The organism is Novosphingobium sp. BL-S-20 (assembly GCF_055521635.1).
Map to the genome: position 1 here is coordinate 483,715 of NZ_CM145493.1, position 21,371 is coordinate 505,085.

The window sequence follows — 21,371 nt, forward strand, 5'->3', positions numbered from 1 at the left end:
GCGCGCAAGCGTGCGGTCCGCATTTGTTTTTCGGGGTTGGCGGGCTGTTGCTCTTCATCCCGCTCAGGCTGAGCTTGTCGAAGCCCCCTGCCGCGGGGCGCCACGCTTCCCATCCTTCGACAAGCTCAGGATGAGCGGGTTGGAGATGTGCGTTACCGTCCGGCGCAGCGCTCCACCAGAAAGTCGATCAGCAGCCGCGCCGGGCCAGTGAGGCTGGTGCTGTTGGCGGTCAGCAGCATCTGGCGCTCGGCCCAGGCCTCGTCGAGTTCCACCAGCTTGAGACCCATCGGCACGATGAAGTTCTTCGCCGCCTCGCTGGGGAGCACGCCGATGCCGAAGCCCGCCTGGATCATCCGGCACACCGCGTCGTAGCTGTCCACCGCGGCGCGCAGGCGGAAGGACCAGCCCTGTTCCTCGGCAGCGCGCGCGAGCAGGCGGGTATTGGCGGTGTCATAGCCCATCTGCACGAATTCGTGTTCGGCGAGGTCCTGGAACCGCACCGAATGGGTGCCGAACAGCAGATGCGGCGGGGCGACGACGGCGAGCCGGTCGCAGCGGTATTTCCAGGTATCCAGCCCGACCGTGCCGGGTTCCTCCAGAATGACGCCGACTTGCGCCTCGCCCGCGCGCACGCGGCCGACGATCTCGGAGGAATAGACCTCCTGGATATTGAGCCGGATCTTGTCGTTGGCATGGCCGAAGGCGGCGAGGTCGGCGGGCAGGAACTGGGTGATCGCCGCCGTGCAGGCGAGGATATCGACGCTGCCCTTGAGGCCGTTGGCGTAGTCCGAGAGGTCTGAGACCGCCAGCCCCACGTCGCGCATGATCCGCTGGGCATGGGCGAGCAGGGCATTGCCCGCCGCCGTCGGCATGACCCCGCGCCCGTTGCGGACCAAAAGCTGGACGCCGAGGTCCTGTTCTAGCTGGGTCAGACGGCGGCTGATCGCGCCGATCGCGAGGTTGGCATCGTCCGCCGCGCGCGACAGGCTGCCCAGCTCGGAAACCCGGATGAAGAGTTGCAGCGTCGTCAGGTTCAGCATCGGATGTCGCGCATATCGGCCATGAACCGGCTTCTATAGATCGCAAGCGGCGCGGCGGCGAGCCTTTCTCCTTTGTTCCCGGCATGAAGTGTCCCCGTGCGATCCATCACTGGAAATCGGGGTTTTCAGAAATATTTCCGTGGCTTGTGCGGGGTGACCAGGCAGGCGGGAAAAGTGCAAGAATGGCGGAATGTGGCGGTTTTCCCACACTGCGCGTCACATCGCGGCTAAATGTTTGGCAACGGATTGGCAATCTTGCGAGTCAGTCGCACTATCACTAGTGGCGCGACTGCGACTCATTCTCGAAAGGTTCATCATGTTCAGAACGACGGTCCGCGGCCGCCTTCTCCTGGGAGCAGCCACCGGCATGGCGGCAATCTCGCTCCTGCCGATTTCCGCTGAGGCTGCGGCAGCCGATTCGGACGATACGATCGTCGTCAAGGGTGATCGCCCCGCGACCGTCGCTTCGTCGGGCACCAAGAGCGACACGCCGATCGCCGAGACGCCGCAGTCGATCTCGGTGATCGATGCCGCAACGATCGCTGACCTCGGTATTCAGAACTTGAACCAGGCGCTGCGCTACGTCGCGGGCGTAACCCCGGAAACGCGCGGTTCCTCGGCCGAGGTCTACGACCAGTTCAAGCTGCGCGGCTTCGATGCGCCGACTTATCTCGACGGGCTGAAGATGTTCGGCAGCGCCAGCGGCTACGCCGTCCCGCAAGTCGACATGTCGCGTCTCGATCGTATCGAAGTGGTCAAGGGCCCGGCCTCCGCGCTCTACGGCTCCTCAAGCCCGGGCGGTTTCGTCAACGAGCAGAGCAAGCTGCCGATCGACCGCGAGTTCTACGGCGCCGTATCCGGCACTTACGGCAATTACAGCAATTACCGGGTTGACGGCGATGTCGGCGGCAAGGCGGGCGAGAGCGTGCTCTGGCGCATCTACGGTAGCGTGAACGGCGCCGATGCCCAGCAGACTTACGGAAAGCGCCGCCGCCAGACCGTCTCGGGCGCGGTGACGCTCGGTGCGGGTTCGTCCACGACCTTCACCGTGCTCGGCGCCTATTCGCACGATCCGTTCAACGGCAACTACGGCGTGTTCCCGGCCAGCGGCACCCTGTTCGACAATGCCAACGGCAAGATCTCGACCAAGTTCTACGGCGGCGAGCCGGGCGACTTCTTCAAGCGCGAGCAGGCCGCCGGAACCTTCATCTTCCGCCACGATTTCGGCAATGGCTGGGCCTTCCGCTCCTCGGGCCGCTATCAGTACGTGAAGAGCCGCTTGGGCATCGTCTATACCTCGGGTACGCCGGTGGCGACGGACAGCACGGTCTATAACCGCGCTTCCTATGCGACCAACGAGCATCTCAACAACTGGACTTTCGACAACCAGCTCTCGGGCGAGTTCACCACCGGCCCGGTGCATCACTCGGTGCTGTTCGGCGTGGATCGCCAGGTTGCGCACTCGAACGAACTCTATGCGTTCGGTTCGGCCAATACGATCGACGCCTACAACCCCGTTTACGGGACGATTGCCACGCCTGCGAACCCGTATGAAGTTCCGGCTTACGATGCGGCAGGCAATTACGACCCGAACAACTTCCAGACGCCCAGCTACGTTTCCACGCGCCAGCGCCAGCAGGGTATCTATGCGCAGGACCGCATCTCGGTCGGCGATCTCGACGTCACGCTGAGCGGCCGCCAGGATTGGGCGCGTCTCGAACAGTATGGCCAGGTCCAGCACGACAAGAAGTTCACCTGGCGCGCGGCTGCGCTTTACAAGACCAGCCTCGGCATCGCGCCTTACGTGACTTACTCGACCTCGTTCGAGCCGCAGTCGGCCACGCTGGAAAGCGGCGGCCTTGCCAAGCCTTCGCTCGGCAAGCAGATCGAGGCGGGCGCCAAGTATCAGGTCCCCGGCACCGATATCCTGCTGAGCGGCGCGTGGTTCCAGATCAACCAGACCAATGTCGTCGTCTACAACCCGCTCACTTTCGCCGCCTTCCAGTCCGGCGAAGTGCGCTCGCGCGGCGTCGAGGTCGAGGCCAGCGGCTCGCTGCCCTATGACTTCAATTTCCGCGTCGCTTTCAGCACCCAGAGCGTGAAGACCCTGAAGGACGAGAATGCCGCCAATGTCGGCAAGGGCCTCGCGACGGTCGGCAAGGGCGGCATTTCGGCCAACCTTGCCTGGGCGCCGAAGTCCGGATCGCTTGAAGGCTTCACGATCGGCGGCGCGGTGCGCCATGTCGACAAGGTCTACGCGGGCAGCCTCGACGGTACGACGTCGATCTATTCGCCTTCGTACACGGTGTTCGACGGGTTGCTGCGCTACAATCTCGGCAAGCTCAGCCCCGATCTCGCCAACGTGACCCTGGGTGTCAACGCCACCAACATCTTCGACAAGAAGTACCTGACGAGCTGCTTCGCCGCCTATAGCTGGTGCTGGTACGGCAACCGCCGCACCGTGCAGGGCACCATCGGCTTCACCTGGTAAGTTCATGAGAAAACCCCGCATCGCTCAGGCGATGCGGGGTTTTCGTTTTTCAGATCACCGCGGTCAGCGGTTTGCCGCGCCGGAACACGCGCCGGTCGGAGGGCGGCGCCGCAACCGCTGCGGCGGCATTCGCGGCGGGCAGCGCCACGAAATTCGCTTCCGCGCCCACGGCGAGGCCTTGTCCTTCGAGACCGAGTGCGAGCGCCGATTCCGTCGTTGCCATGGCCAGTGCGACGGCGAGGTCCTCGTCACGGTAGAAGCCCGAGCGATAGCCGATCAACATCGCCCGCTGGAGCATGTCGCCATTGCCGTAGGGCCACCAGGCGTCGCGGATATTGTCGTTTCCGGCAAAGACCCGGACGCCGTGCTCGCGCAGGCGCAGGACCGGCGGGAAGGCGCGGTCACCCGGCGCATTGGTCATGATCGCGACCCCGGCATCGGCCAGCGCGCGGGCCACAGTGTCGAGCACCGGCTCCTTCACGTCGCCCAGCGCATAGGCATGGCTGACCGACACGCGCCCGCCGAGGCCCAAGGCCTGGGTGCGCGCGGCGATGCGGTGCAACTGCGCGATCCCGGCAAAGCCAGCCTCGTGGAGATGGATGTCGATCTTCGCGCCGCGCCTTTCGGCGATTCCGAAGACGACATCGAGATGGCCTTCGGAATCGCCGTCCATGTCCTCGGGGTCGATGCCGCCGACCACTTCGGCGCCCTCGCGGATCGCGGCGTCGAGAATGTCCGCCGTGCCGGGGCAGGTCAGGATGCCTGCCTGCGGGAAGGCGACGAGTTCGATATCCACGCGGTCCCGCCATTTCTCCCGCGCCGTCATGACCGCGTGAAGGTGCGAAAGCCCGGTCGTGGCGTCGACATCGACATGGCTGCGCATTGCCACCGTGCCGAGAGCGGCGGCCTGGCCGATCAGCACGTCGGCGCGGACGGCGGCGGGGCGCACGTCGGCCAGCATCGCCTTCTCGACGGCGAGCCGCTCGCGCAGGCTGGCGGCAGGGCGGTGGGGCTGCCAGGGTTCGCCGAAGAAGCTCTTGTCGAGGTGGATATGCCCGTCGACGAAGCCCGGCAGCACCAGCCTGCCGCCGAGATCGACGCGTTCGGTGCCTTCATCGGCCGCGAGATCGCGCCCGATCGCCGTGAAGCGCCCGCCCGAAACCGCGAGATCGGCGGCGCTGCCGTCGGGCAGCAGCGCCTTCGTGAACAGGGTCTCGATCATTGCGCGGCGCCTTTCTCGGCGGCATTCCAGGCCGCGACTTTGCTCTTCGTTTCCGCGAGCATCGCGTCGAGCGCGGCGCGGTCGTAGAGCTTGCCGTTCATCACCACGGCGCGGATGGCGCGGGTCGCGGCGATGTCCTTCAGCGGATCGCGGTCGAGCAGCACGAGGTCCGCCGCCTTGCCCGGCTCCACCGCGCCGTAGCGGTCGAGCGTGCCGAACCAGGCGGGACCGGCGCGGGTTGCCGCCGAAAGCGCCTGCACCGGGGTGAGGCCCTTGGCGACGAACAGGCTGAGTTCGTCATGTAGCCCGATGCCGGGATAATTGAACGAATTGAGGAAGCCCGCATCGGTGCCCGCGATGATCGTGACGCCGGCCTTTTCGAGCAGCGGCAGCACGGCGGCCATGCGATCGAAGTGTTCGTGGCGCGCCTTTACGGCGGCGGCATCGGCCTTGGCGGCACGCTCGATGCGCCAGTCGTAAGTCTTGCGCAGCTTCGGGCCGATATAGGCAAGGTAGGGATCGTTTGCATGATCGTCGGCATCGAGCCAGGCGAGCACGCGGCTGCCGTTGAGCGTCGGGGTGACGAAGACGCCCTTCTCGGCGAAGCGGCGATAGGAGGCCATGGCGGTTGCCGTATCGAACCCGGTGTCGAGGCGGCGATTGGCTTCGGCACGGTCGATGCGCTTGGCAGCGAAGTCGGCGGCGATCGCGGCTTCGTCCTTCACACCCGCCTTGTAGGCATAGTCGAGGTGCTCGATCGAGCTGATCCCGGCATCCACTGCCTGGGCGACGGTGAGGTCCATCGGGATATGCCCCGAGGTCCGCAGGCCCCGCGCCTTGGCCTGCGAGACCGCGTAGAGAAACAGCTGCGGGTCGAGCGTGCTGTCGGTGATCTTCACGAAGTCCACCTTGTCGCGCTCCTGAAGGCGGGCGAGCGCGGCATCGACATCGGCCTGGCTGCCGACTTCGATCGTGCCCTTCCAGACCGGCTTGATGCCCTCGATCTTCGCGCCGGATGTCAGCAGGCGCGGGCCGAACAGGGTGCCGCCGGCGATTTCGCCGCGCCATTGCAGGACCTGTTCGGGCAGGTCGCCCGAACAGTCGCGGATCGTGGTGATGCCGTGAGCGACATAGAGCGGCAGGAGGGCCTTGTTCTCCTCGATCAGGTCGGGGCCGCCGCCGAAGTGGACGTGCATGTCCCAGAGGCCGGGGATCAGGAAGCGGCCCTTGCCCTCGACCACATTCTGCGCCTGCCATGCGCGGGCGATCTCGCCGTCCTTGCCGACCGCCACGACATCCTTGCCACGCAGGACGACCGCCTGTTCCCTGATCGCGCGAGCATGTTCGACGTCGATTACGGTGACGTGGCGGATCATCACGTCGCCCTGTTCTGCGGCGAGCGCGGGCGTGGTGGTAGCCATGAAAGTGGCGATCAGCGGGGCGAGAAACTTCATCGGCGGTGCTCCTTCGAGGGCCGTATTACCCCGGATGCAGAGTCATTCACAAATTAGATGTCGGCATGATATTTATTCGATATAGGAATGAATCATGCTCGACCCCCGGCTTCTCCGCAGTTTCGTCGCCATTGCCGATACCGGCCATTTCACTCGCGCCGCCGAGCGGCTGGGCATGACGCAATCGACGATCAGCCAGCAGCTGGGGCGGCTGGAGGAATTGTCCGGCCATCCGCTGATCGACCGCGCCGCCCGTCCGGTCCGCCCGACCCCGCTGGGCGAACGGTTGCTCGGCCATGCCCGCCGTATCCTCCAGCTCGACGAGGAAGCGCAGAGCCTGCTGCGCGATCCGGCGGGAACGGCGGCGATCTCCATCGGCCTGCCGGAGGACCTCGCGACGCTCGCGCTCGCACAGGGGCTGGCACGGTTCGCGGCGGGGAGCAGCCGGATCAGGCTGGATGTCGTGACCGGACTTAGCCGCGATCTCGCTTCGCGTTACCGGCAGGGTGAGTTCGATATCGTCGTGGTCAAAGAGGACCAGCCCGATCCCGATTGCCGCGCGAATTTTCCCGAGCCGCTGGGCTGGTTCGCCGCGCCCGCGCATGAAGTCGAGACGCGCGATCCGCTGCCGCTGGTGACGTTCCCGACCGGCGGCCTCTACCGCGACACGATGTTCCGCGAACTCGAAGCGGTCGGGCGGCGCTGGTACGTGGCCTTCTCCGGCAGCAGCCTGCAAAGCGTGCTGGCGGCGGTTTCCGCGGGCATGGGGGTGTCGCTGCTGCCGCTGGCGGTCACGCAGGGCCACGGGGTGCGGCGGCTGACCGGCATGGGCGAGGCGCCGCCGATGGTCGTCTCGCTCTATGCGCGTGAGGAGCAGGAGCCGATCGGCGATCTCGTGCGGATGATCGCGGCGGCGCTGGAGAGCCGCCGCTAGATGGGGCGAGGGAGGGGTAGGACGTTTCGCCGCGCCCCAGTACCAAGTCGTCGAATGCCCCTATTGTGCAAATTTGCACGAAGGCTAAGGGCGCCCTCGCGGCTCCGCTTCGCCCCAAATGAGCGGTGCCGTCCTCGAGGAAAGGACCGTCTCGGCCCCCCGGGCGGTCCTTTTTCCTTGCCTCCTTTCCAGCCCCTCAACGCGGCAGGCGGCGGCCCAGTTTTCGCCGGAACTTGCGCAGATCGCGGCTGGCCTTGTTCCAGGCCATCCAGGTTCCCGTGGCGCAGACCAGCGTAACCGCCGCCAGCAGCGGCAGGACGAGGAAATCCCACCAGGGGCGCTTGCGCAGCAGGGGAAAATCGAGGCTGTGGAGGCCGTCCTGTAGCCAGCGAAAGCCGCGTCCGTTACGGTCGAAAGCGCGTAGCAGGCGTCCGCTGACCGGATCGATGTAGAGCCGCGTCGTCTCCGCATCGGCCAGCCTCGCCCGCCAGACCGGCAGCGGGGCCGGGGCGCGGTGGCTGTAATAATAGGCGTCCTCTTCCTCCATCAGTTCCAGCGCCGCGAGCGGCGGCTTGCCGGAAAGCGCGGCGCGCAGTTCCCGTTCGGAGAGCGGGGCGGGCCGCCCTTGGATGTCGAAGCGCTGCGTTCCGCCGGGGGCATCCGTAGCGAGCAGGAAAGTCCGGCCGCCGAGCGGCGCGGTCTCGATGCGCAGGGTCTCGGCGGGGAGGTGGTTCAGGGCAGACAGGGCCTGCCGCACGTCGTCCCAGTGCATCGGTCCGGCCAGTCTTTCGCGTTCGGCAAGACCGGCCTGGGAATCGAGGAAACCCCAGGGGTTCATCGAGAACAGGCCGCTGGCCACCCAGGCCAGGGTCAGCAGGCCGAAGAACAGGCCGAAGACATGGTGCCACCACCAGAGACCGCGATAGGGCGATCCCACTTTGCCGTCGCGCTTGCGGCGCAGACGGGCGAGGCCCGCCTAGATGCCGGTCGCGGTGAGGAAGCATCCGGCGAGCGAGGTCCAGACGACGACTTCGTTCCACAAGGCACCGTCCTGCCGCAGGATCGTCGGGTAGAGCCAGTGCGGCACCGCGCCCAGCCAGTTCCAGAAGCGCTGGAAGCGGATGGTCTGCTGCACGACTTCGCCGGACTTGCCCGAGATGTAGATCTCGGTTCCCGCCGCATCGTCGTAATCGACGCGGTAGAGCGGGGCATTGCGCCGGTAGGTCTGGACGGTCCACTGGTCGATGCCGGTCTCGGCGGGGACGGCGGGCGCGCCCGCGACGGCGTGGCCCTGCGCGAAGTCGGCCGCGATCCGGCGGATTTGCGCGGTTCCGGGCGGGGCGAGCGGCTGCCCGGTCGCGAGGTCGATCGCATCGGGGATCGCGCGCATCTGCGGGATCGGACGGTCGGGTGCGCTTGCGGGGACCACACGCAGGACCGGCCTGCCTGCCAGCATCTCGACGCGGGCGGAGGTGATCGGCAGGTCGGACGGCAAGGTTACCGCGCTCCAGGTCTCCACCGGCGGCAGTTGCAGGGGAGCAAGCCCCTGCAACTGCGCGGCGGGCTCCAGCCTCGGATAGTCCACGTAGATCATCACGAAGCCCGAAAGGCACCAGATCGTCATCAGCAGGCCGACGAAGACGCCGAGCCAGCGATGAAGCACGAGGACGGGGCGCGGCAAAAGGCTGCGAGAGCGCTTTGGCGGGGGCGCAGGCACCCGAGGCTGGAGCGTGGTCATGGCCTCAGAAGCTCAGCCCGTAGCTCATCCGCAGCGTGCGCGGCACGCCCCGGTTGAAGTAGAGGAACCGGCTGTTGCTGCCGTCGAGTGCGCCCTGGTCGGTCACGGCGGAAGAATAGCCGCGCGTCGCATATTCCTTGTCGAACAGGTTCTCGACATTGACGCCGAAGCGGTTCCGCCGCGCTGCGCCGTCGAGGTAGAGATAGGCTCCGAAATCGACGAGCGCGTAATTGCCGTAGTTGCGGCGGCCGAAGCCCGAAGCGGTCGACCAGACATCGCCGATCCAGTTCAGGTTGAGGCTGGCGCCGAAGGGCCTGTCCTCCGGAGCATAGGCAAGGCTAGCCTTGGCATATTGCTTCGGGTTGCGGTTGAGCTGGGTCGATGTGCCCTTCTCGCGCACGCGGGCGTAAGTATAGCTGGCCGAGAGATTCCAGCCGCCGGGCAGCTCGGCGCCCAGTTCCAGTTCCGCGCCCTGCGAGCGGACTTTGCCGTCGAGGTTCGCGTAAGTGCCGTTCGGGAAGGCCGGGTCGTCGTAAGTCGTATCGATCATGTCGCTAATGCGGCGGTTGAAGTAAGTCGTCTTCCAGCGCAGCTGCGCAGCACCCAGCGGCAGCACGCCGCCGCCCGAGAGGTTCAGGTTGAGGCTCTGCTCGGCCTTGAGGTTGGGATTGCCGGTCTCGCAGCAGGGATCGTTGCCGTAGAGCTGCGAGGCGTCGGGCAGCACGAACGACGTGCCGCCATTCGCCTCCACATAGAAGGCATCGGCGAAATCGTAGCGGCCCGAGACGTTCCAGATCGTCTTCTTCGCGCCGTCCGTGCGGTTGTAGCGCAGGCCCGCGGCGAGGCGGCCCTTCGACGAAATCTCGTCGGTAGTGCGGACCTGGAAAATCCCGGCATGGACCTGTTCGCTGGTGGGGGCGATCAGCAGCACGTCGTCTCGCCCGCTGAAGTTCTGGAAGTCGTAGCCCAGCAGGTATTCGAGGCCGGGATGCAGGTGCAGCTTCGCCACCGCGCTGCCGCCCCAGTCGCGGTAGCCCCAGAACGTGCCCGCCGGATAGATCACCTGGGGATCATGATCGGGCAGCGAGTTGCGAATCTGGACATAGGCCGTGCTCCAGTCGTGGAAATAGCCCTTGAGGAAGAACTGCACGGTGTCGCTGCCGGTATAGTCGAGCCGCAGGCTGGCGATCTCCTCGTTGCGGTCATTGCGGCTTTCGCGGATGCGGGTGGGAGAGAGGTTGTCGAGCTTCGCCTCGGTATGCTGGTACTGGGCATTGAGCGCGAGGTCGGGAGCGATCTCGTATTGGTACTTGAGACCGGCCGACCAGAGGTCGTAGCCGAGGTGCCGGTCGGTCAGGCTCGGCTGGTAGGCGCTGAAGGGCAGGTAGCCCTCGGAGCGATTGTGCGAGGCATAGGCCACGAAGCGATGGTCGCCCACGGCGCCGCGCAGATAGCCGTCCAGCGTGGTGCCGCCCCAGCTGTCCGCCGAGGCATTGACCTGGCCGTTCAGATCGTCGGTGAAGCCGCGCGTCACCACGTTGATGACCCCTGCCGAGGCCTGGGTGCCGTAGAACAGGCTTTCGCCGCCGCGCAGCACCTCGATCCGCTCGATCATGCTGGCGGGCAGGGTATCGTTGGGCGAAGTGCCGCCGTAGAGGCGGTTGTTGAGGCGGATGCCGTCCATCGTCCAGAGCACGTCCTGCGTGCGCGATCCCTGAAGCGAGACGTCGACATAGGTGAACGGCCCATTGCGGCCGCGCACGTAGAGGCCGGGCACCTGTTCCAGCGCCTTGGTCACGTCCACGGCGCCACTGTCCTTGATCTGCTTCTCGCTGACGGTGGCCACGTCGTTGCCGTAGCGGGAGAGTTCCTGCGGCAGAGTCTCCTCCAGGCTTTTCCCGGTGACGACGATCGAGGCGGCATCATCAGTCTCTTCGGCATGAGCCTGCGCAGTATGGGCCTGCACGGTGCAGGCGAGCGCCAGCGCCGCGGCAAGCGCCGCGTGTGAAACGGTTGCGATCTTCATTTCATTCCCCTGTCGGGCGCCAAGCGAGCTCTAGGCCGGGGACTGCCGTTCGCGAACGAATGACCGGCGCACCGAGCGACCGGGCGCCCGTGACTGGGACGACCGTTCGGCGCACCGTGCGGCCCCTGCCGCGGGTTCGTCGCTCAGACGGAGAAATCACCGTGCCCCGGCCATCCCCTGGACCAAAGCAAGAGCGACCGGACGCCGGCAGGTCTCCTGGCTCGCGGGTCATCGCTTGATGCACGGCCTTCCCAGGCCTCGCAGGATTTAGCGTCCGGCCCAGTGGCTGCGGCATGGGCGTCTGGCCCGCCGCGTGATGTGCATCGCGCTCACCGCTTACAGTTGCAGGGACAGCCCCGGATTCGAGGGCAAGCCCTCTCACCGCGTTCCCTTTTAAGTTCCTTTCGGAACACCGGCGCGATCATTGCCCGCTGCGCTCCTTCGAGTGCGGCGGATGCGGTTCGTTAGCGCCGGGCGGGACGCGGTGCAAGTCGGTTGAAGCGCTGCGAGGGCGATGCCTTGCGCCTGTCAGCGAACTTCGAGGCCAAGCTGGGAAAGCAGTTCGGCAGCCTGGAGGCGGGAAATCACTGCGCCGCGAAACAGGCAGGCATCGCGCAGTTCGATGCCGCCGAGGTCGGCACCGCGCAAGTCTGCCTGCTCGAAGCGGCAGCCTTCCAGCGTGGCATTGCGCAGCGAGCAATCCTCGAACAGGGCACCGCGAAAGTCGGATTTCCGGAGGTCCGCATCGGAGAAGTCGATCCGCACCAGCTTCGTCTTGCGCAGCGACAGGCCGGGCAGGCGGGCGAAAGCGAACAGGACTTCGGCGAACGAGGCGCCGAGCACTCCGGCGTCGGTCAGGTCCGCGCCGGTCAGCTTGGTGCCTTCGACGCGCGCGGAAGTCAGCCGGGCGCGGCGGAGCAGGGCGTTGCTGAAATCGCATCCCGTCAGCACCGCATCGCTGAGGTCGGTCTGGACGAAGCTCGCTTCCGGCCCACGGCAGCGGCGGAAGCGGGCGCCGGTGAGATTGGCGCCGTCGAACCGGGCGCGGCGCAGCGAACAGCGTTCGAATGTCGTGTCGCCCAGATCGAGACCGGAAAAGTCGCCTTCGTCGAGCGTGCAGTCGGTAAGCGTGCGGGGGGCGTCGGCGTCGGCTTCCAGCAGAGTTTCGCGGGTGACGGTCGCTGCGATCATGCGCGCCTTATGCCGCAGGGCGCGCAGACCGCAAGGCGAAGATCAGGGAGCCGTGGTCCGGGAGCTGTGGGTCGGATCGCGTTCGCCGTCGAGTTCCGTGGCCTCGCGCAGAACGGTCAGGCGATCGCCCTCGTCGCGCATCTCGTAGAGTTTGCCGCGCGCGTTGCGGAACGGGCGGTGGACGATCATCATCAGGCGCCCGTCGAAAGCGCGGAACAGCATGCCATGGCCGCTGTCGCGCTCGACGAGGGTGCCGAGCTGTTCCCACGGCCCTTCGACCCGGCCCGAGGTGGAGCGGGCCAGCCCTTCGACATAGCCTTTCGCATCGTAGCTGGACCAGAGCATCAGCAGCTTGCCGGTGCGGCTTCGGTAAAGCTGCGGGCCGTCGGTGACATAGGCGATCTTGCCTCCCGGCTGCTTCTGGCCCGCGGCCCAGGGAGCATCGCTGGCACGGAACAGGGTGCGCGCGGGGCCTGCGGGGGAAAGGGCCTCGGTCAGCGGCACGGCTTCCATCGTGCCGTCGGTCGTCTGCAGCCATTCGTGGGCATAGACCAGCCAGGGCTTGCCGTCCGGTTCGACATGGAGGGTGCCATCGAGCGTCATGGCGGCAGGAGGGATGATCGGCGCGCCCTCGTTCAGCAGTCGATAAGGCCCTTCCAGCCGGTCGGCCACGGCAAGCACGGTGCCGCGGCGATAGTGGGTGGAGCGACGGGCTTTCCCTGCCGTCTCTCCCGGAAGCGGCAGGGCTTCGTTGTGAAGCGTGGTGAAGAGATACCACTTGCCTTTCCAATGATGGACTTCGGGCGCCCAGGCCCCGGCATCGGCCCAGATGTCCTCGGGAATGGTGAAGACCACGCGCGGTTTCGTCCAGTGCTGCAAGTCGCGGCTGGTGTAGACCATCGTGCCCGGCCGGGCATTGCCGGTCATGGCCCTGTCATTGCCGGTGAAGAGGTAATAAGTGCGGCTTTTCCGGTCGGCGACGATCCAGGGATCGTGGAGCGGCATGGACGGCAACGCCAGAACCGCATCCTCGCGCGTTTTTTCCGGTGCTGCCACGCCGGGTGCTGCCAGAGCCATGATGGCCAGCGCCAAGGCCATGAAAGGCCGATGCTTTCCCAGACCGTAAGGCACGCCGTCTTCTTCCTTTTCCGCCAGTGGTTTGCCTGAAGCCAATGGCTGAGCCTAGCCGGAAGATCGGCAGAAGTGAAACGCAATTCCTTTAAGTGGGATTTCCCCTCAGTGATCTCGCGGGCCGATCCCTCTTGCGGGCGGCTGCGCCAGCGGCTAGCGCAGCCGTTCCTGCGGGGCCGCCTTCCGGGCGACTTGCGGGAAGATCGCGCCGGTGCCTCGATCGAGGCTTAATAGGGAACGCGGTGAGAGGGGCTGCCCTCGAATCCGCGGCTGTCCCTGCAACTGTAAGCGGCGAGCAAGATGCCATGGCCTGCTTCGGCAGGCCGACCACTGGACCTTGCGCCGGGAGGCGCGAAAGCCGGGAAGGTCGCGCATCGCGCTTTGACCCGTGAGCCAGGAGACCTGCCGGCGCATCGGTCGCTCTTGCCCTGGTCCAGGGATAGGCCAAGGCTCGGTACTCCGCGTGAGCGACGAAGCCGTGCGGCTGGGGCTGCACCGGCGTTCAGGACGGGCGCTTGCCGCGCTGGCCCGTCGCTGCGCGCGGACCGGCCTTTGGTCGGCAAGCCCCGGCTTTCGTCGCCTTCGCGTGGCAGGATGCCGTGGTGCCCGCTTTCCAGAGGTCCTCCTTCGCCGTGCGCGGCTGGTGCCCCGATGCTTGGCGTCTGATGCTGGCGGGCGACGGGCTGATCCTGCGCGTGAAGCCCCGCCATGCGCGGCTCCTGCGCGGGGAGGTGGCACTGCTGTGCGATATCGCGAGCCGGTTCGGCAACGGCGCCATAGACCTCACCAACCGCGCCAATCTGCAGATCCGGGGGCTTCGCGAGGCGGATATGGCGCAGGCGCTGGCTTTGCTGGTCGAGCATGGACTGGTCGATGCCGACCCCGAGCGCGAAAGGCGGCGTAATGTGCTGGTCGCGCCGGACTGGACGCCGGGCGACGAGACAGGACGGCTGGCCGATGAACTCATGGCGCGGCTGCACGAATTGCCGGACCTTCCGGGCAAGATCGGCTTTGCGATAGACCTCGGCGCGGCGCCGGTCCTCACCGAGGTTTCCGCCGATTTCCGGCTGGAGCGGGCCTCGGACGGCGCCTTGCTGCTGCGTTTCGATGGCCGAGAAGCAGGCGTGCCCGTCTGCGCGGACGAAGCCGTCGACCGCATGCTGGAACTGGCGCGCTGGTTTGCCGTCAGTGGTGCCGTGGCCGCCGGTCGCGCCCGACGCTACGAAGGGCCGCTGCCGGACTGGGCGAACGGCATTTTGCGCCCTGCGGTTTCGCGGGCGCCGCTCTTGTCCGGAGCGCATGTCTGGGGTCTTCCGTTCGGGCGGACCGATGCACCGGCCTTGTCCCGGCTGATGACCGCGACCAGCGCAGAGGCCTTGCAGGTGACGCCGTGGCGCATCCTCGTGACCGAGGGGGGCAATACGGACGCTGTCGAGGGTTTCCTCACCGATCCCGCCGACCCCCGCCTCGCTGCCGATGCCTGTCCCGGCGCGCCTGCCTGTCCGCAAGCCACCGTCGAGACCCGCGTGCTGGCCGAGCGTCTGGCGCCGCATGTTTCCGGCCGCCTTCACGTCTCGGGCTGCGCCAAGGGCTGCGCGCGAGGCCGCGCCGCCGATGTCGCGATCACCGGGCGCGACGGCGCCTTCGACCTTGCATTTCAGGCGCGGGCCGGGGATCCGCCGACCCTCTCCGGCCTGACCCCGGAGCGCCTGCTCGCCCATTTCGGAGCTTATTGATGGCCTATCTCTACGAAAAAGATGGCGCGGCGATCTACCGGGAATCGTTCAGGACGATCCGGGCCGAAGCCGATCTCGCGCGCTTCGCGCCGCTGGAGGAGCGCATCGCCGTGCGCATGATCCATGCGGCGGGAATGGTCGGGCTTGCCGCGCATATCCGCTTCTCGCCCGGCTTTGCCGAGGCGGCGGTCGCGGCGCTGGAGCGTGGGGCGCCGATCCTCTGCGACGCGCGCATGGTCAGCGAGGGGATCACCCGCGCGCGCATGCCCGCCGGAAACCCGGTGATCTGCACGCTGAACGATCCGCAAGTGCCCGATCTGGCGCGCGACATGGGCAATACCCGTTCCGCTGCCGCGCTGGAACTCTGGCGGCCGCATCTGGAGGGGGCGCTGGTGGCCATCGGTAATGCGCCGACCGCGCTGTTCCACTTGCTGAACATGCTGGAGGACCCGACCTGCCCGCGTCCGGCGGCGATCATCGGCTGCCCGGTCGGCTTCGTCGGCGCCGCCGAGTCCAAGGCGGCCCTGTGGGAGGTGCAGCCGGTGCCGTGCTGCGTGGTCGAAGGTCGCCTCGGCGGCAGTGCGATCACCGTGGCGGCGGTCAACGCGATCGGGAGCAGCGCGGAATGAGCCCAAGCACGGTTCAGGGCACCGCTCACGGCACCGTTCACGGCGTCGGGCTGGGGCCGGGCGCGCAGGACCTGCTCAGCGTGCGCGCCGACCGGCTGGTGCGCGGCGCCCGCCACGTCGCCTATTTCCGCAAGGCCGGAAGGCCGGGGCAGGCGCGCCGGATCGTCGAGGGCATGCTGCGCGAAGACGTGGTCGAATTCGCGATGGAATATCCGGTGACGACGGAAATTCCGCTCAGCGATCCGCGCTACAACGACTGTCTGGCCGAGTTCTACGCGCGCTGCACCGCCCGTCTCGATGCGCTGGCCCGCGCGGGCGAGGACGTGGTGGTGCTCTGCGAGGGCGATCCGTTCTTCTACGGCTCGTTCATGCATCTTTACAGTCGTCTGGCCGGATCGGTGCCGGTCGGTGTCGTGCCGGGGATCACCGGCATGTCGGGCGCCTGGACCGCCTGCGGCACGCCGATGACCTGGGGCGACGACGTGCTCACCGTGCTCACCGCGACTTTGCCGGAGGAAGACCTTGCCCGCCGCATCTGCGATACCGATGCGCTGGTGGTGATGAAGATCGGCCGCAACCTCGCCAAGCTGCGCCGCGCGGTGGCGCTGGCCGGGCGCGAGCATGAGGCCTGGCTGGTCGAGCATGCGGCGATGGCCGAGCAGCGGGTCACGCCGCTTGCCGAAGCGAGCGCGGTGACGCCCTACTTCTCGATCCTGCTGATCCACGGCCAGGGGCGGCGGCCATGAGCGCGGCTGAAAACGGCGGCTGGGTGGCGGTGGTCGGCCTCGGGCCGGGCGGCGAGGCGCAAGTCACGCCCGAAGTCACCGCCCTGCTGGCCGAGGCGACCGATGTGATCGGCTATGCGCCCTATGTCGCCCGCGTGGCGGCGCGCGAGGGGCTGGTGCACCACGCCAGCGACAACCGCGTCGAGCTGGAGCGCGCCGCCCATGCGCTGTCGCTCGCGGCGGCAGGGCGGCGGGCGGTCGTCGTGTCCTCGGGCGATCCCGGTGTCTTCGCGATGGCCTCCGCCCTGTTCGAGGCCTGGGAGCAGGGGCCGCCCGCGTGGCGCGATCTCGACATCCGCGTGCTGCCCGGCATCACCGCGATGCTGGCCGCCAGCGCGCGGGCGGGGGCGCCGCTCGGGCACGATTTTTGCGCCATCAACCTGTCGGACAACCTGAAGCCCTGGGCGCTGATCGAGCGGCGGCTGCGGCTGGCTGCGGAAGCCGATTTCGCGATGGCCTTCTACAACCCGCGCTCGAAAGCGCGGCCTGACGGTTTCTCGCGCGTGCTCGACATCCTGCGCGAGACTTGCGGGCCGGAGCGGCTGATCCTCTTCGCCCGCGCCGTCTGCACGGCGGAGGAGCGCCTGGAAGTCGTCACCCTGGCCGAAGCCCGCCCCGAAATGGCCAATATGCGGACGATGGTGATCGTCGGCTCCAGCACCACGCGACTGGTCGAGCGCGGTCCCGGCAGCGCGCGGCCTCCGGTGCTCTATACCCCGAGATGGGCGGGATGAGCGAGCCAGTCCATCACGTCGCCGACCGCATGGACCGTCGCGCGCGGGGGAATGAACGGGCGGTCGATCATCAGCACCGGCAGGCCCAGCCGCCGCGCCGCGACGATCTTGGCTTCGGCCCCCGTGCCGCCCGCGTTCTTGCAGACGATCAGCTCGATGCCGTGCTCCTGCATGAGGCGCATGTCGCCCTCCACCGTGAACGGCCCGCGATCGACGACGAGGCGGTGGTCCGGCAGAGCAGGCGCCACCTTCGGCCTGTCCACGAAGCGCAGCAGATAGCGGTGCTGCGGCTGGGCGACGAAGGCCTCGACATGCATCCGCCCGAGCGCGAGCATCACGCGGCGCGCCGGGCAGGAGAGGGCGGCCACGGCGGCGGCGATGTCCGGCACGCCTTGCCAGCGGTCGCCGGGAAGCGGCTGCCACGCTGGGCGCGTCAGGGCGAGGAGCGGTACTCCGGTCGCTTCGGCGGCGGCCACCGCATGGGCGCTCATCGTCGCGGCGAAAGGATGGGTGGCGTCGATCAGGCGGGTGACGCCCTCCTCGCGGATATGGCGTTCGAGGCCGCTCATCCCGCCGAAGCCGCCGATGCGGATCGGAACCGGCTGGGCGCGCGGGTTCGCCGTTCGTCCCGCATAGCTCAGCGTGGCGCTGAGGCCGCGCTCGGCCACGGCGGCGGCCAGCGCGCTCGCTTCGCCGGTGCCGCCGAGGATCAGGATATGCTCCATGTCTGAATTTCTCCAGAAGCCGTGGCTCACGATCGTCGGCCTGGGCGAGGACGGGGTTTCCGGCCTGTCCGAGGCGGCCCGAACCGCGCTAGTAGAGGCCGAAATCGTGACCGGGGCCGTGCGGCATCTCGGCCTGCTGTCGGGGCTTAGTGCGGAATGTCGGCCATGGCCAGTGCCCTTTGCCGAGGGCGTGGCGCCGCTGCTTTCCTTGCGGGGGCGGCGGGTGGTCCTGCTGGCCTCAGGCGATCCCTTCTGGTTCGGCGCGGGCACAGTGGTGACGCGCGAACTTACCCCCGGCGAATGGACCGCGCATCCGGGACCTTCGACTTTCGCGCTCGCCGCCGCGCGGCTGGGCTGGGCGCTGGAGGTGACGCTCTGCATGGGACTCCACGCCGCGCCGCTCGCGCGCCTGCGGCCCCATCTGGCGCCGGGCCTGCGGGCGCTGGTGCTGCTACGCGACAGCGCGGCGGTCCATGCCCTCGCGGACTATCTGTGCGAGCAGGGCTTCGGGGAATCCGCACTCGTCGTACTGGAAGCGCTGGGCGGCCCGCGCGAACGGGTACGGCAGGCCACGGCGGCGGGCTTCGACCTTGCCGATATCGCTCACCCCGTGGCGGTAGCGCTGACGTGCGCCGGACCGGGCCGCGTGGTGCCTTGCGCCTCGGGGATCGACGACGACTGGTTCGCCCATGACGGCCAGATCACCAAGCGCCCGGTGCGCGCGCTGGCGCTCTCCGCCCTCGCGCCCCGGCCCGGCGAGACCTTGTGGGATATCGGCGCGGGATCGGGTTCAATCGCGATCGAATGGCTGCTGTCGGGGCGGGACCTGAAGGCTCTGGCTTTCGAGCGCGACCCCGAGCGCGCCCTTCGCGCGCGCAGCAATGCCGAGGCGCTCGGGGTGGGCCATCTGGAGGTCGTCGAGGGACCGGCACCCGAGGTCCTCGACGGGCAGCCGCAGCCCGATGCGGTATTCATCGGCGGCGGCCTCTCGCTGCCGCTGGTCGAGCGCTTGCGGCAATTGCGGTCGGGAACCCGGGTGGTCGCCCATGCCGTCACGCTGGAATCGGAAGCGCTGCTGGCACAGTGCCAGTCCGAAATGGGCGGAAACCTGCTGCGTATCGAACTGGCGCAATCGGCACCGCTCGGCAGCAGGCGCGGCTGGAAGGCGCATTATCCGGTGGTGCAGTGGAGCGTCACGCTGTGATCGTGGCGGGCTTCGGCTTTCGGACGGGCGCGGCACCGTCCTCGCTGCGCGATGCTTTCGAGATGGCCCGTGCCGATTGCGGGCTTGCGGTCACGGCCTTGGTCGCGCCGACCGACAAAGTGGAGCCGCTGGCGCCGCTTGCCGCCGAACTCGGCCTGCCGGTCATCGCCGTCGCGCCGGAGGTGCTCGAACGGATGCCTACCGCGACCGTCTCGCTCGCCAGCTTCGCCGCCCGCCGCACCGGAAGCGTGGCCGAGGCCGCAGCGATGGCCGCAGCAGGTCCCGGTGCCCGCTTGCTCATGGCCCGCCGGGTTTCGTCCGATCGCATGGCGACTTGCGCCATCGCCCAGGGGATTTCGACATGACCGTTCACTTCATAGGCGCCGGTCCCGGCGCGCCAGACCTCCTGACCCTGCGCGGGCGAGACCTGATCGCCGTCAGCCCGGTCTGCCTCTATGCCGGTTCGCTGGTGCCCGCCGCGGTGCTTGACCATTGCCCACCGGGCGCGCGCATCGTCAACACCGCGCCGATGGACCTCGACGCGATCATCGCCGCTATCGTCGAGGCCCACGGCGAAGGCCATGACATTGCCCGCCTCCATTCGGGCGACCTCTCGATCTGGTCGGCCATGGGCGAGCAAATCCGCTGCCTGCGCGCGCTGGGCATCCCCTTCACCGTCACACCGGGGGTTCCGGCGTTCGCCGCCGCCGCCGCCGCGCTGGAGGCCGAGCTGACGGTGCCGACGATCGCCCAGTCGCTGGTGCTCACCCGCACTTCCGGGCGTGCCAGCGCGATGCCTGAAAGGGAGAGCCTGATCCGCTTCGCCGCGACCGGCAGCACGCTGGCGATCCATCTCTCGATTCATAACCTTGCGAGAGTCGTCGAGGACCTTTCGCCGGAATATGGACCGGACTGCCCGGTTGCGGTGATCTGGCGCGCAAGCTGGCCGGACGAACGGGTCGTCCGCGCGACGCTCGCCACGGTCGAGCAGGCAGTCGACGGCAGCATGGAGCGCACCGCGCTGATCCTTGTGGGACCGGGATTGGCCCCGGATGCGGGCGCTGAGGTGCGCAGCAGCCTCTATTCGCAGGACTACGACCGCCGCTTCAGGCCGCAATCGGCGGAATCGCGCTTTGCCGGAGAGCCGGGTTGAGGGCCGCGTTGAGGAACGGGGCATGATCGATCTCGACCTGATCGGCATCGGCACCGGCAATCCGGAGCACCTGACGCTCGCGGCGATCCGGGCGATGAACGAGGCCGACCTGATCCTCCTGCCGCGCAAGGGCGATGCCAAGTCCGACCTGCTCGATCTGCGGCGGACGATTTGCGGCTCGGTGCTGACCGGCGCAACCCGGATCGCCGAGTTCGACTTGCCCGAACGCTCTGCCGATGCGGCCTATCTGGATGCCGTGGACGACTGGCACCAGGCGATTGCCGGGGTCTGGGCGAGGGAGATCGAGGCGCATCTTCCCCAGGGCGGCAGGCTGGCGCTGCTCGTCTGGGGCGATCCCTCGCTCTACGACAGCTCCCTGCGCATCGCCGAGCGGCTGCTGGCGGCAGGAATGGCGCTGAACGTGCGGGTTGTGCCGGGGATCACCAGCATCCAGGCGCTGACGGCGGCGCATGGCATAACCCTCAATACGCTGGCCGCGCCGCTCACGATCACGACCGGCCGCAGGCTGCGCCGAGACGGATGGCCGGAGGGTAGCGATACATTGGTCGTCATGCTCGATGCGGCCTGTGCTTTCGCGGCACTGCCCGCGCAGAACGTCCATATCTGGTGGGGCGCCTATCTGGGCATGGCGCAGCAGTGCCTTATCGCCGGACCGCTGAGCGAGGTTGCAGCCGAGATCGTCCGGTGCCGGGCAGAACTTCGCGCCGAAAACGGATGGATCATGGATGTCTATCTCCTGAGGATGACAGTCGAAACGGGGTGAATGCCCGGCAGGACTGCGTGCCTTGCGGTCCTGTTCTCGCAGAGTGCAGTGCAGGGCGCGGTTACCTCTTTGGCGCGTCTATTCAGGACATTCCAAGCCGGCCATTTGGGCCGGTTTTCTTTTTTGTCCGTTCAAGACGCATCTCCATCGGAGCAATCGCACGCCGCGCCGGAGTTTGGGCGAAGGCGCGTGTATTAGGCGGCCAAATACCCAGAATATCGGATTTCATTCCGAATTGTTGGCGAACGATTTGGTCCGATACGGGCCTTAAAGTGCTGTATCTTGGTAAAGATGAAAATTAACCGCTTGAAACGCCAGAGTGATTTGCTCCTAATGATACGTATATAAGTAAATATACTCAATAAAATACCTTAATTGCCGCGATTTTTGGCCG

General features: G+C 67.4%; 21 protein-coding genes and 2 riboswitches. Of the genes, 11 read left to right on the forward strand and 10 right to left on the reverse strand.

The window, feature by feature from the left end:
- Window positions 1-152: 152 nt before the first annotated feature.
- Window positions 153-1,040 (reverse strand): LysR family transcriptional regulator, encoded by an 888-nt coding sequence (locus ACZ1II_RS02215; RefSeq protein ID WP_465144172.1) that lies wholly within the window; start codon window positions 1,038-1,040, stop codon window positions 153-155.
- Between the two features lie 316 nt (window positions 1,041-1,356).
- On the opposite strand from ACZ1II_RS02215, the gene ACZ1II_RS02220 reads away from it, so the two are divergent.
- Window positions 1,357-3,531: a TonB-dependent siderophore receptor gene (locus tag ACZ1II_RS02220; RefSeq protein ID WP_465144173.1), complete on the forward strand. Its 2,175-nt coding sequence runs from the start codon at window positions 1,357-1,359 to the stop codon at window positions 3,529-3,531.
- A gap of 49 nt (window positions 3,532-3,580) precedes the next feature.
- Here the strand turns inward: ACZ1II_RS02220 and ACZ1II_RS02225 are convergent, their stop codons facing one another.
- Together ACZ1II_RS02225 and ACZ1II_RS02230 are read right to left on the reverse strand one after the other, a co-directional pair.
- Window positions 3,581-4,753, reverse strand: coding sequence for an amidohydrolase family protein (locus ACZ1II_RS02225; protein WP_465144174.1), 1,173 nt, complete (start codon window positions 4,751-4,753; stop codon window positions 3,581-3,583).
- Window positions 4,750-6,207, reverse strand: a complete 1,458-nt coding sequence (locus ACZ1II_RS02230; RefSeq protein WP_465144175.1) for an amidohydrolase family protein — start codon at window positions 6,205-6,207, stop codon at window positions 4,750-4,752. The genes ACZ1II_RS02225 and ACZ1II_RS02230 overlap by 4 nt, the downstream gene beginning before the upstream one ends.
- A 94-nt stretch (window positions 6,208-6,301) precedes the next feature.
- Between ACZ1II_RS02230 and ACZ1II_RS02235 the strand changes: the two genes are divergently transcribed.
- Window positions 6,302-7,141 carry a LysR family transcriptional regulator gene (locus ACZ1II_RS02235; RefSeq protein ID WP_465144176.1) on the forward strand — a complete coding sequence of 280 codons (840 nt, stop codon included), beginning with the start codon at window positions 6,302-6,304 and terminating at the stop codon, window positions 7,139-7,141.
- Window positions 7,142-7,337: 196 nt separating this feature from the next.
- Here ACZ1II_RS02235 and ACZ1II_RS02240 read toward each other — a convergent pair whose 3' ends face one another.
- The 5 genes from ACZ1II_RS02240 to ACZ1II_RS02260 all read right to left on the reverse strand — a co-directional run bounded on the left by ACZ1II_RS02240 (window position 7,338) and on the right by ACZ1II_RS02260 (window position 13,269).
- The gene (locus ACZ1II_RS02240) at window positions 7,338-8,078 is read right to left on the reverse strand and encodes a hypothetical protein (RefSeq protein WP_465144177.1); all 741 of its coding nucleotides are present in this window, start codon (window positions 8,076-8,078) and stop codon (window positions 7,338-7,340) included.
- A 39-nt stretch (window positions 8,079-8,117) separates the two neighbouring features.
- Window positions 8,118-8,822, reverse strand: coding sequence for a hypothetical protein (locus ACZ1II_RS02245; protein ID WP_465144178.1), 705 nt, complete (start codon window positions 8,820-8,822; stop codon window positions 8,118-8,120).
- Window positions 8,823-8,883: 61 nt separating this feature from the next.
- Window positions 8,884-10,905: a TonB-dependent receptor plug domain-containing protein gene (locus ACZ1II_RS02250; protein ID WP_465144179.1), complete on the reverse strand. Its 2,022-nt coding sequence runs from the start codon at window positions 10,903-10,905 to the stop codon at window positions 8,884-8,886.
- A gap of 189 nt (window positions 10,906-11,094) precedes the next feature.
- Window positions 11,095-11,335: riboswitch (cobalamin riboswitch) on the reverse strand.
- Between the two features lie 98 nt (window positions 11,336-11,433).
- Window positions 11,434-12,096, reverse strand: coding sequence for a pentapeptide repeat-containing protein (locus ACZ1II_RS02255; protein WP_465144180.1), 663 nt, complete (start codon window positions 12,094-12,096; stop codon window positions 11,434-11,436).
- Window positions 12,097-12,138: 42 nt separating this feature from the next.
- Window positions 12,139-13,269, reverse strand: coding sequence for a glycoside hydrolase family 43 protein (locus tag ACZ1II_RS02260; protein WP_465144181.1), 1,131 nt, complete (start codon window positions 13,267-13,269; stop codon window positions 12,139-12,141).
- Window positions 13,270-13,299: 30 nt separating this feature from the next.
- Here ACZ1II_RS02260 and ACZ1II_RS02265 point away from each other — a divergent pair, with 30 nt between their 5' ends.
- From ACZ1II_RS02265 to cobJ, 5 genes are all read left to right on the forward strand, one after another.
- Window positions 13,300-13,458: a hypothetical protein gene (locus ACZ1II_RS02265; RefSeq protein ID WP_465144182.1), complete on the forward strand. Its 159-nt coding sequence runs from the start codon at window positions 13,300-13,302 to the stop codon at window positions 13,456-13,458.
- A riboswitch (cobalamin riboswitch) is annotated at window positions 13,420-13,651 on the forward strand. It overlaps the preceding gene by 39 nt.
- 91 nt (window positions 13,652-13,742) lie before the next feature.
- Window positions 13,743-14,963, forward strand: a complete 1,221-nt coding sequence (locus ACZ1II_RS02270; RefSeq protein ID WP_465144183.1) for a cobalamin biosynthesis protein CobG — start codon at window positions 13,743-13,745, stop codon at window positions 14,961-14,963.
- Window positions 14,963-15,592 carry a precorrin-8X methylmutase gene (locus ACZ1II_RS02275; RefSeq protein ID WP_465144184.1) on the forward strand — a complete coding sequence of 210 codons (630 nt, stop codon included), beginning with the start codon at window positions 14,963-14,965 and terminating at the stop codon, window positions 15,590-15,592. Before ACZ1II_RS02270 ends, ACZ1II_RS02275 begins: the two co-directional genes overlap by 1 nt.
- The gene (cobI, locus tag ACZ1II_RS02280) at window positions 15,589-16,338 is read left to right on the forward strand and encodes a precorrin-2 C(20)-methyltransferase (RefSeq protein WP_465144185.1); all 750 of its coding nucleotides are present in this window, start codon (window positions 15,589-15,591) and stop codon (window positions 16,336-16,338) included. Before ACZ1II_RS02275 ends, cobI begins: the two co-directional genes overlap by 4 nt.
- Window positions 16,335-17,111, forward strand: coding sequence for a precorrin-3B C(17)-methyltransferase (cobJ, locus tag ACZ1II_RS02285; protein ID WP_465144186.1), 777 nt, complete (start codon window positions 16,335-16,337; stop codon window positions 17,109-17,111). Before cobI ends, cobJ begins: the two co-directional genes overlap by 4 nt.
- On the opposite strand, the gene ACZ1II_RS02290 is transcribed toward cobJ, so the two are convergent.
- Complete coding sequence (locus ACZ1II_RS02290; RefSeq protein WP_465144187.1) at window positions 17,087-17,836, reverse strand: cobalt-precorrin-6A reductase; 750 nt, start codon at window positions 17,834-17,836, stop codon at window positions 17,087-17,089. The two genes, cobJ and ACZ1II_RS02290, sit on opposite strands and share 25 nt — an antisense overlap.
- Here ACZ1II_RS02290 and cbiE point away from each other — a divergent pair.
- From cbiE to cobF, 4 genes are read left to right on the forward strand one after another with little or no spacing between them, the layout of a single operon-like run.
- Window positions 17,835-19,040: a precorrin-6y C5,15-methyltransferase (decarboxylating) subunit CbiE gene (gene cbiE / locus ACZ1II_RS02295; RefSeq protein WP_465144188.1), complete on the forward strand. Its 1,206-nt coding sequence runs from the start codon at window positions 17,835-17,837 to the stop codon at window positions 19,038-19,040. The genes ACZ1II_RS02290 and cbiE overlap by 2 nt on opposite strands.
- On the forward strand, window positions 19,022-19,405 hold the full coding sequence (locus ACZ1II_RS02300) for a cobalamin biosynthesis protein (RefSeq protein WP_465144189.1): 384 nt from the start codon (window positions 19,022-19,024) through the stop codon (window positions 19,403-19,405). The genes cbiE and ACZ1II_RS02300 overlap by 19 nt, the downstream gene beginning before the upstream one ends.
- A complete protein-coding gene (gene cobM / locus ACZ1II_RS02305; protein ID WP_465144190.1) occupies window positions 19,402-20,193 on the forward strand; it encodes a precorrin-4 C(11)-methyltransferase in 792 nt (263 codons plus the stop codon). Before ACZ1II_RS02300 ends, cobM begins: the two co-directional genes overlap by 4 nt.
- Window positions 20,194-20,215: 22 nt before the next feature.
- Window positions 20,216-20,977 carry a precorrin-6A synthase (deacetylating) gene (cobF, locus tag ACZ1II_RS02310; RefSeq protein WP_465144191.1) on the forward strand — a complete coding sequence of 254 codons (762 nt, stop codon included), beginning with the start codon at window positions 20,216-20,218 and terminating at the stop codon, window positions 20,975-20,977.
- Window positions 20,978-21,059: 82 nt separating this feature from the next.
- Here cobF and ACZ1II_RS02315 read toward each other — a convergent pair whose 3' ends face one another.
- Window positions 21,060-21,206: a hypothetical protein gene (locus tag ACZ1II_RS02315; RefSeq protein WP_465144192.1), complete on the reverse strand. Its 147-nt coding sequence runs from the start codon at window positions 21,204-21,206 to the stop codon at window positions 21,060-21,062.
- Window positions 21,207-21,371 lie beyond the last annotated feature (165 nt).